At 70.5% G+C, this 15,009-nt stretch carries 12 protein-coding genes and 3 pseudogenes; 2 read left to right on the top strand and 13 right to left on the bottom strand.

What is annotated here, in order from left to right; genetic code table 11:
• Positions 1-30: 30 nt before the first annotated feature.
• The 8 genes and pseudogenes from OG741_RS34005 to OG741_RS33970 all read right to left on the bottom strand — a co-directional run.
• Positions 31-180: pseudogene (locus tag OG741_RS34005) on the bottom strand (pirin family protein); the annotation flags it as partial.
• Positions 181-568: 388 nt separating this feature from the next.
• Complete coding sequence (locus tag OG741_RS34000; RefSeq protein WP_405604068.1) at positions 569-2,113, bottom strand: SulP family inorganic anion transporter; 1,545 nt, start codon at positions 2,111-2,113, stop codon at positions 569-571.
• On the bottom strand, positions 2,110-2,703 hold the full coding sequence (locus tag OG741_RS33995) for a carbonic anhydrase (RefSeq protein ID WP_266484055.1): 594 nt from the start codon (positions 2,701-2,703) through the stop codon (positions 2,110-2,112). The genes OG741_RS34000 and OG741_RS33995 overlap by 4 nt, the downstream gene beginning before the upstream one ends.
• 692 nt (positions 2,704-3,395) lie before the next feature.
• Positions 3,396-3,881: pseudogene (locus tag OG741_RS33990) on the bottom strand (hypothetical protein); the annotation flags it as partial.
• Positions 3,882-3,944: 63 nt separating this feature from the next.
• Complete coding sequence (locus OG741_RS33985) at positions 3,945-4,160, bottom strand: Trm112 family protein (protein ID WP_266484053.1); 216 nt, start codon at positions 4,158-4,160, stop codon at positions 3,945-3,947.
• A pseudogene (locus OG741_RS33980) lies at positions 4,157-4,795 on the bottom strand (hypothetical protein); the annotation flags it as partial. The gene OG741_RS33985 and the pseudogene OG741_RS33980, both read right to left, overlap by 4 nt.
• An 83-nt stretch (positions 4,796-4,878) precedes the next feature.
• A complete protein-coding gene (locus tag OG741_RS33975) occupies positions 4,879-5,844 on the bottom strand; it encodes a pirin family protein (protein WP_405604066.1) in 966 nt (321 codons plus the stop codon).
• Between the two features lie 34 nt (positions 5,845-5,878).
• Positions 5,879-7,216 (bottom strand): RNA-guided endonuclease InsQ/TnpB family protein, encoded by a 1,338-nt coding sequence (locus OG741_RS33970; protein WP_405604064.1) that lies wholly within the window; start codon positions 7,214-7,216, stop codon positions 5,879-5,881.
• 29 nt (positions 7,217-7,245) lie between these two features.
• On the opposite strand from OG741_RS33970, the gene OG741_RS33965 reads away from it, so the two are divergent.
• On the top strand, positions 7,246-7,404 hold the full coding sequence (locus OG741_RS33965) for an Arc family DNA-binding protein (RefSeq protein WP_405604062.1): 159 nt from the start codon (positions 7,246-7,248) through the stop codon (positions 7,402-7,404).
• A 79-nt stretch (positions 7,405-7,483) separates the two neighbouring features.
• On the top strand, positions 7,484-7,831 hold the full coding sequence (locus OG741_RS33960; protein WP_405604060.1) for a tetratricopeptide repeat protein: 348 nt from the start codon (positions 7,484-7,486) through the stop codon (positions 7,829-7,831).
• Between the two features lie 10 nt (positions 7,832-7,841).
• Here OG741_RS33960 and OG741_RS33955 read toward each other — a convergent pair whose 3' ends face one another.
• The 5 genes from OG741_RS33955 to OG741_RS33935 form a co-directional block, all read right to left on the bottom strand.
• Positions 7,842-8,765, bottom strand: coding sequence for an AEC family transporter (locus tag OG741_RS33955; protein ID WP_405604058.1), 924 nt, complete (start codon positions 8,763-8,765; stop codon positions 7,842-7,844).
• 93 nt (positions 8,766-8,858) lie between these two features.
• Positions 8,859-10,070 (bottom strand): type III PLP-dependent enzyme, encoded by a 1,212-nt coding sequence (locus OG741_RS33950; protein WP_405604056.1) that lies wholly within the window; start codon positions 10,068-10,070, stop codon positions 8,859-8,861.
• Positions 10,067-11,815, bottom strand: coding sequence for an IucA/IucC family protein (locus tag OG741_RS33945; RefSeq protein ID WP_405605918.1), 1,749 nt, complete (start codon positions 11,813-11,815; stop codon positions 10,067-10,069). Before OG741_RS33945 ends, OG741_RS33950 begins: the two co-directional genes overlap by 4 nt.
• A 54-nt stretch (positions 11,816-11,869) precedes the next feature.
• The gene (locus tag OG741_RS33940) at positions 11,870-13,633 is read right to left on the bottom strand and encodes an IucA/IucC family protein (RefSeq protein WP_405604054.1); all 1,764 of its coding nucleotides are present in this window, start codon (positions 13,631-13,633) and stop codon (positions 11,870-11,872) included.
• A complete protein-coding gene (locus OG741_RS33935; protein ID WP_405604052.1) occupies positions 13,630-14,823 on the bottom strand; it encodes an acetyl-CoA carboxylase biotin carboxylase subunit family protein in 1,194 nt (397 codons plus the stop codon). Before OG741_RS33935 ends, OG741_RS33940 begins: the two co-directional genes overlap by 4 nt.
• Positions 14,824-15,009: the final 186 nt, after the last annotated feature.

Here is a 15,009-nt window from a genome sequence, read left to right as displayed (position 1 = left end):
AACTGCGTCGCGCTGATCCGACCAGCCGGATCAGCGCACCCGTCCCCGCGGTTTCAGCGCCACCGGCGGCAGTTCGGGAGCAGCCAGCGGACCGCCGTCGTAGCCCTTCACCTCGCCGAAGCGGGAGCCGGTCATCCAGTCCGAGCGGGCCCGCTCGATCTCCTCGCGCGAACGCGCGACCTGGAGGTTCCCACGGAGCGCACACATCGAGAAGCACCGCGGTGTGAGCACCCGCATGCTCGACGGCCGTCAAGTCGCCGTGGGCGTGGAGTGGCGCCAAGGCGGATGTGAAGGACCGGGACCCTCGCAAGCTCCAGCACCCCGCCATATCAGCCAAGGGTGCCCCGGTCTTCATCGGGGCACCCTCGCCGTTTCAGACGGGCTACGGCTGGATGGGGTGGTCGTCGGCCGGTGCGATCTGCCTCGGCGTACCAGCTCGCGCTTGTCTTCGGCGTCCGTGCGAGCATCATCCGGTCACCGACTGCCGGTGGAGGCGAGGGACTTGCCCCCGGCCGCACGGCGACCCTTGTCAGGACGCCGTACGGCCCAATCGGTAGGCGGAGGCTCTTCAGGCCGACGGCATCAGCACACGCGCCACTCCCTTCTCCTTGTTGTGCCGGTCGGCCCAATTGGTGAGGGCCGTGCTGCACGCGTGATCGACATGCCGCAGATCGAGAAGGTCGAGCTCGATGTGCCGGTCCTTCGGCAGTCCTTCGAGGGTGTCGAGGATGCGGGGCAGCCGGAGGAAGGTCGCGTTGCCGGAGAGGACCACGCGCAGGGGTCCGTTCCGCTCGGCGCCTTCGTCCACCTGCACGTGGACGTGCGACGTCTCCCAGGCCGTCTTGGCGACAGCGAGCAGCAGCCCCGCCAGCACGCCCTCGAACATGCTGGTGGCGATGATGGCGACCGCGGTCGCCATCAGGATCAGCGCCTCCCCGCGGTGCTCGCGCCACAGCGGCCCGAGTTCCTTCAGCGGGATGAGCTTCCAGCCGGAGTAGACCAGGATGCCGGCGAGCGCGGCGACCGGTATGAGGCCGAGCGCGGCCGGTACGAGCGCCGCGAAGAGCAGCAGCCACACGCCGTGCAGCACCCGTGACGCCTTGGTTCGGGCACCCGCCTGCACGTTGGCCGAGCTGCGCACGATGACGGCGGTCATCGGCAGCGCCCCGAGGGCTCCGCACAAAGCGTTGCCCGCCCCCTGCGCCATCAGCTCCTTGTCGTAGTCGGTACCGGGTCCGCTGTGCAGCCGGTCGACGGCGGCGGCGCTGAACAGACTTTCCGCCGAGGCGATGAGCGTGATGGCGGCGACCGTGCCGATCGCCCCGACCACTCCGGCATTTGTGATGCTGCCGAGGTCGTCGAAGGACGGTGGCCGGATCGCGCCCAGCAGTCCCTGCACATCGACCCGCTTCACGGACAGTCCGAACAGCGCGACGACGGACGTGGTCAGAGCGACGGCGGCCAGCGGTGCGGGGACCACTCGGACCTTCGGCGGCAGATGTTTCCACAGTGCCATCAGCACCACGGTGACCGCGCCGAGACCGAAGGCGGTCAACGCTTCCGGCGAGCGGGCCGTGCGGATGAGCAGCTCGGGCATGCCCATCAGGTTTGCCGGGCCCGAGCCTGGCGCCTTCGCGTCGGCCATGGCGTAGAACTGACCGGCGATCAGCACGAGACCGATACCGGCCAGCATCCCTTCCACCACGGCGATGGAGATGGCGCGGAACCAGCGGCCCAGCCGCAATGCGCCCATGCCCAGCTGGAGAACGCCCGCCGTGAGGACGAAGACGCCCAGGGCCCCGAGTCCGAATTCGTTGACGGCTTCGAGGACGAGGACCGTAAGCCCCGCGGCGGGTCCGCTGACCTGGAGGCTGCTTCCGGGGAGCAGCCCGGTGACGAGCCCCCCGACGATGCCGGTGACCAGGCCGAGTTCCGCCGGGACGCCGGAGGCTACGGCCACGCCCACGCACAGAGGCAGGGCGACGAGGAAGACGACGACGGACGCGGTGAGATCGGCTCGCAGCGTCGAGGCTGACGGTCGCTCCACGCGCTGCGACGCGGCCCGCCGGTGGCGCCCGCGGTTCCCGCGTTCGCGGGTGTCGGCGGCGCTCACAGCGGGAGGAACGCGTCGTCGTGCGACCCGTGGACGAGCACGGCGCCGGTGTCTATCTCGTAGAACCATCCGTGCAGCCTCAGCCGTCCATCCGCGGCCCGGCGGGCGACGCAGGGGTAGTCGCCCAACCTCCGGAGCTGGCGCAGCACATGGTGCTGGACGGCCTGGGCGATGGCGGGGGACGAAGTGTCCGCAAAGTGGGGCGGCGGTGACGCACTCTCGAGCCAGCCGCGAACCGCGGGGACGGCGGAGAGGTCTTCGCGGCGCACCATCGCGCCGACGGCACCGCAGTGGGAGTGGCCGCAGACGACGATGTCGGCGACGCCCAGCACTTCTACGGCGTACTCGATGGTGGCCGCTTCGCTCGAGTGCCGGTCGGGGTCGTGTTCGGGGAGGATGCTGCCCGCTGTGCGGAGTTCGAAGAGTTCACCGGGGCGGGCTCCGGTGATCAGCGATGGGATCACCCGCGAATCGGAGCAGGTGATGAACATCGCTTGTGGGGACTGACCGTCCGCGAGGCGGCCGAACTCCTCGGCCTGGGCGGCGGCCCGCTGCCGGAAGGCGCGGGCATTCTTCATGAGCATGTGCATGGGGGTGTTCCTCCAGCGCGCCTGGGCGCGCGGTGGTGAGCCGTCATGTCGGATCGGATCGCAGGTACGTGGTGGGGGCCGTGCGGGATTCGACGCATCGATCAGAGGCGGAACACCTGCAGCACGGCGGGCCGCGGTGCAGGGCACTGTTCGGTTGGACCGAGAAGTGGTGCCCCGTGCACCGGGGAGGCGGCAAAGCCGCCGTCACCCGTGGGGGCCGATGAGGGGCGATCGCCTGTGGGCGGAGACTGGGCGGTCGGCGGGCTGTTGGGCCGGCCGCCGTTGCCTGAGGGGGGTGGCTTGTCCTGGGGATCCGGATCGTCCCGGGACGAGTTGGCGGGTGAGCCGCGTAAGCCGGGTTCGTCGGTCGGGTCGGATTCGCCTGGTACCTCGGGTGAGAGGTCGGCGACTTGGGTAGTCCCTCCGGCGCTCGACTCCTCTCCCGCTGCGGCGAATACGGGTGCCTGGCAATGCGCGAGGACCGCGAGCAGCAGGGTGCACAGCGCGGCGAGTGCGTACGGTGCTGCGTTTCGCCGCGTCACGGTTCCTCCCGACTTCAGCCCTCAACATTGGTCCAACTGGTCAGTAACTCCAGCCTCTTCAGTCACTGTGACACCACGGCGTCGCAAAAGTCAGCGATTCGTTAAACATTCGTGAGCGTCACACCTCTTGACAGTCACCATTTGGCAGGGCTACCGCGAGTCACCCCAGATGAGGCGCTGATGACGTCCGGCATCGCCGCAGGACGGCCTTCTGCGTCGGCGGCCGGGGCGGCGGGCCCCGACGGCGGCGGACGTGTCCGGGGCGCCCCCGGACACCCGCGATGAGCGAGCGGGTCCGACCCCTTGGGCTCTCGGGCAGCCGGGCGCGCCATCTCGATCACCGCGCGCGCTCAACTCCCCATCGCGCCAACGCAACGCCGCTCGCTCCCGCGGTGACTGCGTCCCGTCACTGGTCACGAGCCTGGACGGCTTCTCCAAAGCCCTTGCCGAACTACGGGAGAGCCGGCCCGAATCCGCGACCGGTGTCCTCGCGGCCCCGTTGCGGGATGCTGCCCAGACTCCGGCAGGAGACTGGTCCAGCGTGATCGTCGGGCTCGGGTGGCCGAGCCAGCGCGCCAGCGTGACCACGGACTCACCCGCTTCGAGGATGATCGACGCATAGATGTGCCGGAGCATGGGATCGCTTCGGAGCGCATGACGGTCAATCGTGCAGGTGGGTACAGACGCTCACTTCTGCGTTCAGGCGGAGTCGGGCAGTCCGGCCGGTAGTGCGTCGCGTTCCTGCTCGACGACGGGCTCGCCGGAGGAAGGGAGCAGTTGCGGGATGCCGTCGACGATCGGATAGCGGCGGTGCAGGCGCGGGTTGTAGAGAGCGCCCCCGGTCTCGTCGAGGATCAGCGGACCCTTGTCGAGCGGGCAGGCGAGAATCTTCAGCAGCGGGTTGTCAGGCTTCATGGCAGGGTTCCCTCGGAAGTGGGGGTGGCCGCGTCGTGCCGCGGCATGGTGAGCAGGACCGTCAGGGCCAACGCGGTGCCGCCGAGGCGCAGCAGCAGCCGCAGCGGGTCCTCGGGCAATGGCTCGTCGAACGCGATCGCGCCGCTGACGATGGTGAACACGCAGGTCACCGTCGAGCAGACCGGGACGATCAGCGACGCGCGGCAGCGCTGCAGGGCGGTCTGGGACAGCACCAGTCCGCTGATCCCGGTGAACAGCAGAAGGTACGGGTAGGGGGAGGCGAGCAAGGCCGGCACGGAGCCTTGGAGGTCCGAGGTGCTCAGGTGCCCGGAGATGCCCTTGATGGCGAGCGAGCTGACCCCGTACAGCAGACCGACCGCCACCGCGTAGGCCACTCCGGTGGTCGGCTGCCGGTGACGCCGGCGCGCTCGCCGTTCCGCGGCCGCGTACAGGAGCAGTCCGGCCGCGAGTGTCGGCACGCACAGTGCCAGCAGGAGACCTGAGGGCGCGCTGCGGCTGATCTCCTCGCTGCTCTCGTACAGCGAGGACACCACCATGACCAGCGCCAGCCCGATGACGGCCACCGCGCGCTGTTCACGGCCGGAGGGGCGCTCACCGAGCACCACCGACGAGACGCGTGAATCCTGAGTCGGATGGAGCCCAGGAGGACCACGAGGGCACTTGTTGGCGACTAGCAGCGGGGCACAATTTCCGCAGCTCAGCGCACTCTTCCCCGCGGTTTCAGCGCCACCGGCGGGAGTTCGGGAGCCGGCAGTGGAGCGCCGTCGTAGCCCTTCACCTCGCCGAAGCGGGAGCCGGTCATCCAGTCCGAGCGGGCCTGCTCGATCTCCTCGTGCGAACGGCCCACGAAATTCCACCACATGACGATCTCCTCCTCGAACGGCTCGCCGCCGAGGAGCATCAGACCAGCGTCGGATTCGGCGCGCAGCGGGAGTTCGGTGCGGCCGCAGCCCAGGTAGAGCATCGAGCCTGGCAGTACCGGCACGCCGTCTACATGAGCCTCGCCCGACATGGCGAGTACCGCGTACTCGAAGTCGGGGTCCAGCGGCAGGTTCAGTTCGGCGCCGCGCGTGAGCGCCAGGTCGGCGCCGACGAGCGGGGTGTACGTGGTGCCGGGCGAGGCGGCGCCCGCCAGTTCGCCGAGGATGACCGTGGCGCTCAGGCCGGGTGAGGTGACCGTCGGCAGGTCGGTGTGGTGCTGGAAGTGCGGCTCGACGTTCCGCTGCCCGTCGGGCAGCGCGACCCAGAGCTGGGCTCCGTGCAGGAAGCGGGCGTGCGGCTTGGGGCTCTCCTCGGAGTGGCTGATCGCGCGGCCCGAGGTCATCAGGCCGAGTTCGCGCGGCCGGATGGTGGCGAGGCTGCCGGTGCTGTCGCGGTGCAGCACCTCCCCGTCGTGAAGCCAGCTGACGGTCTGGAGGCCCATGTGCGGGTGGGGCGGGACCTGCATGCCGGGCTCGTCGGCGATGTCGTCGGGCCCGTAGTGGTCGACGAAGGCCCAGGCGCCGACCATCCGGCGGCCCAGGTTGGGCAGGAGCCGGCGGACCACGGTGGACTCGCCGAGCTGGACCCGGCGGGGGCTGAGGAGTTCACGGACGGGCTCGGCGACGACAAAGCCACGACCGCCGCAGACGGAGAGGGCGGCCTGACGATCGAGATTGCTCATGGGGCTCAACCTATTCCTGTTGGGGCGCGAGCCGTCAGTCCCCACGCCCACCTGATAGTGGAATGTTCAACCATCCTTCGGTGTTGAGCTGCGTGCAAGCAGCGGACCGGGGAGATTCCGAGGAGGAGAGCACTTGACTCCTCCCCTCCCTAAGGGAGGGGATTCCTGGCTCACGTTGGCTGCGGACCCGCGGTCCGCCAGCTCTTACACGATCAGCACCAGCCGGGTTGAGACCAGCCCGGACGAGCATCACGCGGGCGGAGTTCTTATCCCTGGGGGATACGGCTCCGCACGCGGTGCAGGCATAGGTTCGTTCGGAAAGAGGTAGTGCGTGCTTGGTTCTCGCTCCGCACTGCGCGCAGTCCATCGTGGTGTGCGCGGGATGTACCAGGTGCACGGCACGTCCGTGCCTGCGGCCCATTTCGATCAGGGCCGCTTTGACGGCACCGATCGCGGCGTCGGCGGCCTTGTTGGCCATGGTCGATTTGGCGAGGAACTTCGGCCGGAAGTCCTCGACGGCGAGGGCGTCATGGTCGCGGACCACGTACTTGGCCCACTTGCGGGCGGTGTCCTGCCGCTGCCGGGCGACCTTCCGGCACAGCTTGGCCCGCAGCCGCCTGGCCTCACGGTAGCCCTTCGATCCGGGCTGCCCCTTCTTCGGCCTGCGCCGGGCCATCATCCGGTCGTACCGGGCCAGCTTCGCCTGGGCTCTCTTCCCATGCCCCGCATGGGGCAGGTCGTGCATGTCGGACGTGGTGGTGGCGGTCTCCCTCACCCCCCAGTCCACACCAATCACACGGCCCGTGGCAGGCAGGGCCTCAGTCGTGGCGGGGACAACGAACGAGCAATACCAATGCCCAATGCCGTCGCGGTACACGCGCACGCTGGACGGAGGTTTAGGCAGATCCCGCGACCACACCACGGCCAGGACGATGCCCCCAGCCAGGTGCAGGCGACCGTCCTGCAACCGGAAGCCACGCTGCGTGTAGTTCAGCGACGGCTCTGCCTCACGCTTCTTCTTGTACTTCGGCATCCCCGCCCGCTGACGAATCGGCAGCCGCGCCCTCATGTCCTTCAAAGCTTTGGCGCGGGACCTGGCGAAGTCCCGGATGATCTGCTGCTGCGCGACCGAACTGCCCTCCCGCAGCCACACGTTCGCAGCCCGGGCTTCGGTCAGCATCTTGTCCAGCCGGGCCGGGCCGCACTCCTCGTCCCCGGCGTGCGCCTTCCTCGACCGGGCGCAGCACTCGTTCCAGATCCACCGGCACCGCGCCCACTCAACCTCCAGCGCGGCAAGCGCGGTGGACGACACACGAAGCCTGTAGGTGTACCGGGCATGCCCAGCATCCTCGGCCATCTGTAGTGTCGTCATGCCACCAACCTACTACTACGATGGGCCGCATGGATCACGAAGTACGCATCACCCTCAGACTCCCCGCCGACCTCCACGCATGGCTCACCACTCAAGCAAAGTCCGCCCGGCGATCCCTCAACTCCGAAATCCTGCACCGCCTCGAGGCCGAGCGCGGCACTCCCGTTACAGACGACGAATCACCCTGACCGCGATTCGGCTTCCCCTGCCCCGCAGGGGCCCGATCCCTCCCCGGCCCAAAGGCCGGGGCACCCTCGGAGGTACCCAGTGAACGAGACGTACTACGAGTTCGGCACCCCCGCCGAGCGGTGGGACCGGGCGCAGCTGTTCTTCGACGCCAAGGAGTACGTCACCGCCGCCCGCATTCTCGGCGGGCTGGTCGCGGAGGCGCCGGAGCAGATCGCGCCGCGGCTGCTGCTCGCCCGCGCCTACTACCACTCGGCGCGGCTGCGCCTGGCCGAGGCGGAGCTGCGCGCCGTCCTGGAGCTCAGCCCCGTGGAGTACTACGCGCGCCTCATGCTCGGCCGCACGCTGGAGCGTCAGGGGCGGCCCGAGGACGCCGCGCCCCATCTGCGGATGGCCGCGGCGATGTCCGGAGAAGCCTCGCCGGTCTGACCGGCAGGGGTCAGGCCAGCAACCAGGTGATGAGCGAGAGTGAGCCCATCGACAGCAGCGTGGACTGCAGGACGGTGTCCCTGGCCAGATCCGTGTTCAGCCGGTATTCGGAGGCGAAGATGAAGGCGTTCTGCGCCGTCGGCAGGCCGGCGCAGAGCACCACGGCGAAAAGTTCGTGCCCGCCGAGACCGAAGCCCCAGCGTGCGAGCGCGTAGGCGAGCAGCGGCTGGACTGCGATCTTGAGGGCCACCAGCACCCGGCGCTCCGCGCGGCCCGCGGCGTCGGGACGCTCCGCCCGCGCGTTCAGCGACATACCGAGGGCGAAGAGCGCAGCGGGCACGGCCGCACCGCCGAGCATCTGGACCGGAGCGGTCAGCTCGGCGGGCAGCCGCCAGCCCGCGGCCGCGACCGTCACCCCGGCGGCGGACGCCGCGATGATGGGGTTGCGCAGCGGCAGCATCAGGATCCGGCCCCAGCGGTCGCGCGCTCCGCGCCGTACGTCCAGATCTATGAGAACCAGGATCAGGGGCGTGATGAACAGCGTCTGGAACAGCGCGGCCGCGATCATGAACGAGGCGTCGTCGAGGACATGAACGGCGATGGGGATACCCAGATTGGCGGAGTTGACGTACGCCCCGGCCATGGCGCCTATCGCCCGGTCGGCCCGACGGCGGCGGAAGACCCACCGCCCCAGCAGCAGTCCCACCGCGAACACGATGACGAGGCTGGCCGCGAACACGGCGACACCGGGACTGGCCAGCTTCGACACCCGTGACCTGGACAGCGTGAGGAACAGCAGCGCGGGCATGGCGAACGCGAAGGCGAACCGCCCCAGCACGCTCTGCGCCTGACCGCCGAGCACATTGAACCTGCCCGCCGCCCAACCGACGGCGGTGATCGCCCAGATGGGCAGGAAGCCGGAGAGCAGGGTCACCCGGCCAGCATGCAGGACCGCGATCATCGCGCCGCGGCCGCCCCCGAGAGCGCTACCTACGCGTCCCAAGGCAACGGGAGTGGGGCCCGGTCTTCACCGTCGGGCGCCCAGGAAGTGGAAGCCGGGACGGGGGTGCATCAGGAAGTCGTGGTGGGAGATGTTCCACGCGTACGCCCCGGCCAGCGCGAACACCACACGGTCCCCCGCCCGTAGACCCGCCGCCGGGACCCGGCGGGCCAGGACGTCCTTGGGTGTGCACAGCTGGCCCGCCAGGGTGACCAGATGCTGACGGGCCACGGGCCGCGGCCACGCGTGCGGCCAGTGGTCGACCGGAAGGACCACGCAGGGCTGGTCGTGGCCCTTGGTCGCCGGGGTGCGCAGATGGTGCGTGCCGCCGCGGACGACGGCGAACTCCTCGCCGTGGCTGGGCTTCACGTCCAGGACCTCGGTGGCGTACCAGCCGCAGTAGGCGGTCAGCGAGCGGCCCGGCTCGATGCGCAGTGTCAGACCGGGGTGAGCGGCGGTGATGCGGGCGAGGCCGGCGCCGAAGGCGGGCCAGTCGAAGCGGGCTTCGGGGGCGGCGTAGTCGACGGTCATGCCGCCGCCGACGTTCACCTCGGGCAGCTCGATGGTGTGGCGGGCGGCGAGGCTCGCCGCCCAGGTCACGATGGACTCGGCGGCGGCGAGCTGGCGAGGGGCGTCGAGTCCGCTGGCCAGGTGGGCGTGGATGCCGAGGAGTTGAAGGTGCGGGTAGGTACCGTCGGTCAGGAGACGGACGGCGGCGTCCGCCTGGGTGGGGTCGAGGCCGAACGGCGTCGGGCGGCCGCCCATGGACAGGGCACTGGCCTGAAGTGATGCGCCGGCCAGCGGAAGGTTGAAGCGCAGCAGTACGCCGACGGGCGCGGCACAGGCCCGCAGCAGGGCCAGATCCGCCAGCATCCTGAGCTCGTGGAGGCTCTCGACGTGGAAGCGCTCCACGCCGAGGTCAAGCGCCGCGGTGATCTCGGCGGGCGTTTTGCCGGGGCCGCCGAAGGCCAGCGGACGCTCCGGGACGATCTTTGCGACGTGGGCGAGTTCGCCGCCCGACGAGACCTCGTAGCCGTCCACGTACGGGGCGAGGGCGGCCAGGATCTCCGGTTCCGGGTTGGCCTTGGCGGCGTAGTACAGCTCGACGCGGTCGGGCAGCACCGAGCGGACGGACGCGGCGTGCCTGCGCAGCGCACCGAGGTCGTACAGATAGGCGGGCAGGGACGGGGCCGGGAGCGACAGGGCACGCTCGCGCACCGGCGGTGTGAGGACGGTCATCGGGCGCTCCAGACATCATCGGTGCGGGTCGCCCCGGAGAGCACGTCCCGGGGAAGCGCGTCGTCGCTGAAGGGGGAGGGCAGGCGCACATAGCCGGCGTCACGGTCGGCCGTGCGCTCCCAGCGGGTGAGCAGGTTGGCCTTGGCCGGCAGCGGCGCTCCGGCCAGCAGGGCGGCGAGCCGGGGCGGGCAGCCGTGCTCGTCCGCGTACTCCTCGAGCGCCCGCCGGACAAGGGACCACAGCGCCGCCTCGGTCTCCGGGTGGAGATCGGCGAGCGCGGCGAGCATGTCGGACACATGGTTCACGACGAGGCAGTAGACGACCCGGTCCCAGCCGCGTTCGGCGTCGTACGTCAGCGGACCCGCGACCTCCGGCGGCAGCCCGGCCAGCCCCTCGGCGTGGTGTCCGGCGATGAGCTTGGTGCCCTCCAGGTCCCGGAACAGGACGCGGGCGGGTCTGCCGTCGGCGTCGACGCAGACGACGACGTTCTGGAGATGCGGTTCGAGGACCAGGCCGTGGTCGAAGTAGGCGGCGAGGACGGGCGGGACGAGCAGCGCGAGGTATGTCCGCCACCAGCTCAGGGCGCTCGCGGGGTCCGAGCCGGCCAGCAGCCGGGAGATGTGGGCTGGGCCCGTGGGGTATTCGTCGGCGACGGCGGCGGCGAGGAGCGGGGTGGTGCCGGGCCGCAGATGGCTGGCGAGGCCCTCGCGGACGATGACGCCGAAGCCTTCGAGGAGTGCGAGATCGGGTCGCCCGCCCGGGCCGGGGAGCGCGAGGCTGCGATAGGCGGGTTCGCGGAGGATGCCGCTGCCGGGGAAGCGGGCGGCCAGGTCGGCGAGGACCGGTCCCAGCAGGCTGGTGAGCGCGACGGCACCCGACAGCTCGTAACTGGCGTTCTTGCGCACGCAGTTGGTGATGCGCACATTGAGGCTGAACTTCAGGAAGGTGTCGCCGTCGTAGAGCGTGCGGACGGACGCGGTCGCGGCGAACAGGGTCCGGCCGGTGCCCAGGTCGAGTACGTCGCCCCGGGCCAGGGCCGCCCGCAACGACGGGTGTTCGTGGAGCAGTTCGTACTGCCAGGGGTGCGCGGGCAGCAGCCGGTAGCCCGCGGGGACCGCGTGCAGCCGGTCCAGCGGGTCGGTCGCGCCGGGCTCGGCCCACTCCTGGACGACCAGCTCCTCCCGCACGGCGAGCAGCCGGAGCGGGAAGGCTGCCGCGGCCTCGGGGGCGTACGCGGACCAGAGGGCGGGATCGCCGCTGCGGGCTTTGGGGGTGGGGTGGAAGCGGTGGCCGAGGGTGAGGGACTGTTCGGATACCAGATAGGCCGACAGCGGGCTCCCGTCCAGCCGCGGACGCGGTACGGCCAGGGCGGCGCCGACTCCCTGGTGGCTCGCGTCGACCTGGGCCAGGAATTCGTCGTTGCGCGCGCCGGTACGCAGCGAGAGCTCGGCATGGGCGTACTCGGCGAGGCGGCGCCAGCCGAGCTCGAACCAGCCGCTGCCGGTCTGTTCGGCGACCGGGCCGGTGAAGCGGTGCGCTCCGACGAGGGACGTGCGGCGCAGGGCCACCCTCAGCAGCACCCCGAGCCGTGGCAGACGCAGCAGCAGATGGCCGTCGATGACGGCGGTCTCGTGCTCGGGACCGGAGACCTCGCGGAGCAGACAGTTGAGGAGGGTGTGGGTCACGGCCTCGTCCGCGGTGGGAAGCCGGGCCGGGACCGCGGAACGGCCGGGGGCCGGCGCCAGAGGCTCCGGCGGATACGGCGGGCGGCAGGCGGGTTGTGTGCCGGGCACCGGCGCTCACACCTCCCGCGACAGGTAGTTGGGACCGGTGGTGTAGTGCTTGTTGATGTCGGACGCGCCCGAGCGCTCCTTGCTGAGCAGGGTGCCCGCGGTCACCATCGCCTTGACGGGAAGGCGCGCGGCATCCAGGACGTGTTCGCGCAGCACGGCGCCAGGCTGCCCGGGACCGGCCCCGAGCCGCTCCACGGCTTCGGTGAGACGGTCCCGTACGAGACTCAGCAGCCGGTGGAGCGGGGCGCGGCCGTGGCCGGCGAGACCGAAGGCGTACGCACCCGCGCAGAGGTGGACCGTGATGGTGGTGAACAGATCGACGACCGGAGCGTCGGTGTCACCGAGGATCCGGGCATCGTCGAACTCGCAGGCGTCGGGCGCCTGCGCGCTGAGGGCCGAACGCATCCGGACGGCATTGATGCGCGGTCCGTCGTTGTCCTTGAGCAGCAGCCTGATCCGGGTGCGGTTCGCGTGCGTGTCCAGCACCAGCGAGATGTTCTGCTGATGGGACTCCAGGGCGATCCCGTACCCGAAGAGCGTCGTCTGCCAGTCGAAGAGCAGGGCGAGCACGGCGTCGAGGAGTGCGAGGGGATCGCCGCCGTGGAAGCGGTCGGCGAGGTGGTCGATCAGCAGCCGCCCGCCGGTTTCGCTCAGCAGGGCAGCCATCGGGACGACGACGGCGTCGTCCAGACCGGCCGGATACCGGCGGAGCAGAACGGCGAGAAGTTCATGCCCGGCGTGGGCGAAGCTCGTCTCGTCGGTGTGCAGGACGCTGTCCCGGAAGCGGGGCTCGCGGGCGATCACGGTCCCGAGCAGACGCTGGACCGCGGCGCCGTCGACGAGTGTGCCGGGCTTGATCGTGCGCCGGTTGCGCATGCCCAAGGTGGCGGTGGGCAGGGGCAGTTTGAGATGGATGCGCGGATACGGAGCGAGGGCCACGGTCCGCATCGACAAGGTCGGCACGACCTCCAGGTGGGGACGGTCGGACAGCACCGCGCGGCTGTCGAGCCCGGAGCTGCGCAGTGCGTCGCGCAGCGGTGCGCCCACGGTGAGCGGATGCACGGGCAGGGCGACATGGCTGTCGTCGAGCTCCGGCAGGCCGAGCGCCGACACAGTGGGCCAGGCCGGGTCCGACGGACCGGCAGTGCCCCGCATCGTGACTACGTCCCTCGGCAGCGCGAGCCAGCGCAGCCGGAACCGGGGGTGGAACTCCGGTGCGTACGCACGCAGTTGGTCCGTGGTGAGTCCCAGGCGGCCGCGCGCGGTGGGGTAGACGGGGTGGTCGAGGCGGGCGGCGAGCGTGTCGTGCGCGAGCCCGCCCGCAAGTCCGGTCCACTGCCCGGGATCGGTGCCGTACCGGGCGGCGAGCAACGCGCCGGTCTCGTCGTGCGTTGCGGCGTGCAGCCGAAGAGTCGCGAGCGTCTGACGGCATTCCTCGGCGAGGGCGTCGAAGCCGCCGCGGTCCTCCGGGTCCGCGAGCGCGCCGAGCGCGGCCAGGATGTCGTCGGCGGTTGTCAGTTCCCTGCGGTCGGACTCCCGGCGCAGCAGGGGCAGGCGGGCGCCTCTCTCGTACTGGAACCCGTCCTCGCGTACGGGCAGCTCGAGCGCGTCCCCGTCTGCGGCGTCCACACGCAGCCAGGTCCCGTCCGGGTGCTCTATCGCGGTGGAGCGGGTGCGCAGACCGGCGACGTCCTCGCGCAGGAGCGCGCCGAGCAGGCGGAGGACGAGGTCCGTCTCGGCCGGACAGACGGCTGTGGTTGTGGCGGTCACGGAGTGATCTCCCAGCGCTGGGCGGCGAGGAAGTCGGCGACGGCCCCGTCCACGCTCTTCTGGTCGGTGCCGATGGCCCGGACGACGCCCAGGAGGTCGCGGTTGGTGCGGTACACCTCGTGCCGCTCACCGATACGCCGCAGGGGCCGGTAGGTCAACTCGACGTCGTCGATGATGAGTTCGGCCGCCTCGGGCGCGGACGTCAGTTTTCCGGCACGCTCGGCGCACGGGTAGTCGAGCCGGGCGGCGCCGCCGGTCCGGGCCCTCAGGTCCGCCGGCAGGGGCTCGCCCAGATGCGTACGCAGGATGTGCTCGAAGAGCGGGATGCCGAGCAGCCGGGCGAGGAGCAGATCGCACTGGTCCCCGATCGCGCGGTAGTTGACCTCGATGATGCGCGCGCGTCCTTCGTGCACGACGAACTCGGTGTGGCAGGCGCCGAATCCGACACCGAGGGCGTCCAGCTGGGCCAGGACCTGCTCGACCACGGGCTCCGGGTGGGCCGGAACGTAGGTCAGGCGCTCCTCGACGAAGTACGGGGGCGGGGACAGTTCGGTGCGGAAACCGCCGAGCACATGAAGGACCCGGCCGTCGCCGAGCGTCTCCATGGTGTGCAGCTCGCCGGGCAGATACTCCTCGACGACCAGGGCGGCTCCCGGCCGGCGCGCCCGTATCTCCTTGCAGCGCAGAGCAAGGTCCCCGGGCCCCTCGACGAGGACGACGTCCTCGCTGGCGACTCCCTCGCGCGGTTTGACGACGCACGGATACGGCATGCCGAGACCGGCGAGCGCGGATACGGGGTCCTGTCCGGCGGCGATTTCCACCGAGCCGACCGTGTCCATGCCGGTGGCGGAGAGGTGGCGGCGCATCTGAGCCTTGTCCTTGGTGCGCAGCGCGGTCTGCCAGCTCTTGGCGGGGAGGCCGAAGTAGTCGGCGGCGAGGGCGGTCTGGGTCTGGAGATGGTCGCTGTTGGTGAAGACGGCGTCCGGCGGGCGGTTGGTGGAGATGCGGGTGATGACCGCCCGGAAGTCGCGTACGTCGCAGGCGAGGATCTCGATGTCCGGGCAGACGGCGCGGTGTGCCTCGGGCTGGTCGGTGAGCAGGGTGATGTCGAGGCCGAGCCGGCGGGCTGCGGGGAGGAACCCTTCGGTGACCGAGTCGGTCGGGTTGAGGGCAAGCAGGTACAGCTGCATGAAGGGTTTTCACTTCCGCGCGCGAGGTCGGACCGTCCGAAGCGACCCAAATTCTTCTGGGACACGAGCGGAAAGCCTAAGTTAGGTATACCTAACACTGTCAATTCGTCGCCGCGCGGCCCCGGTTCACGGAATGGCGCCTCCATGTGGTTAAGGTGAGCCTTGCCTTACCGCTTGTGAGGCCTC

This window comes from Streptomyces sp. NBC_01410, assembly GCF_045040195.1.
In the GTDB taxonomy this organism is placed as follows: domain Bacteria; phylum Actinomycetota; class Actinomycetes; order Streptomycetales; family Streptomycetaceae; genus Streptomyces.
The sequence above is the reverse complement of the archived record's forward strand: the minus strand, read 5'-3'. Positions and strand labels throughout refer to the sequence as shown.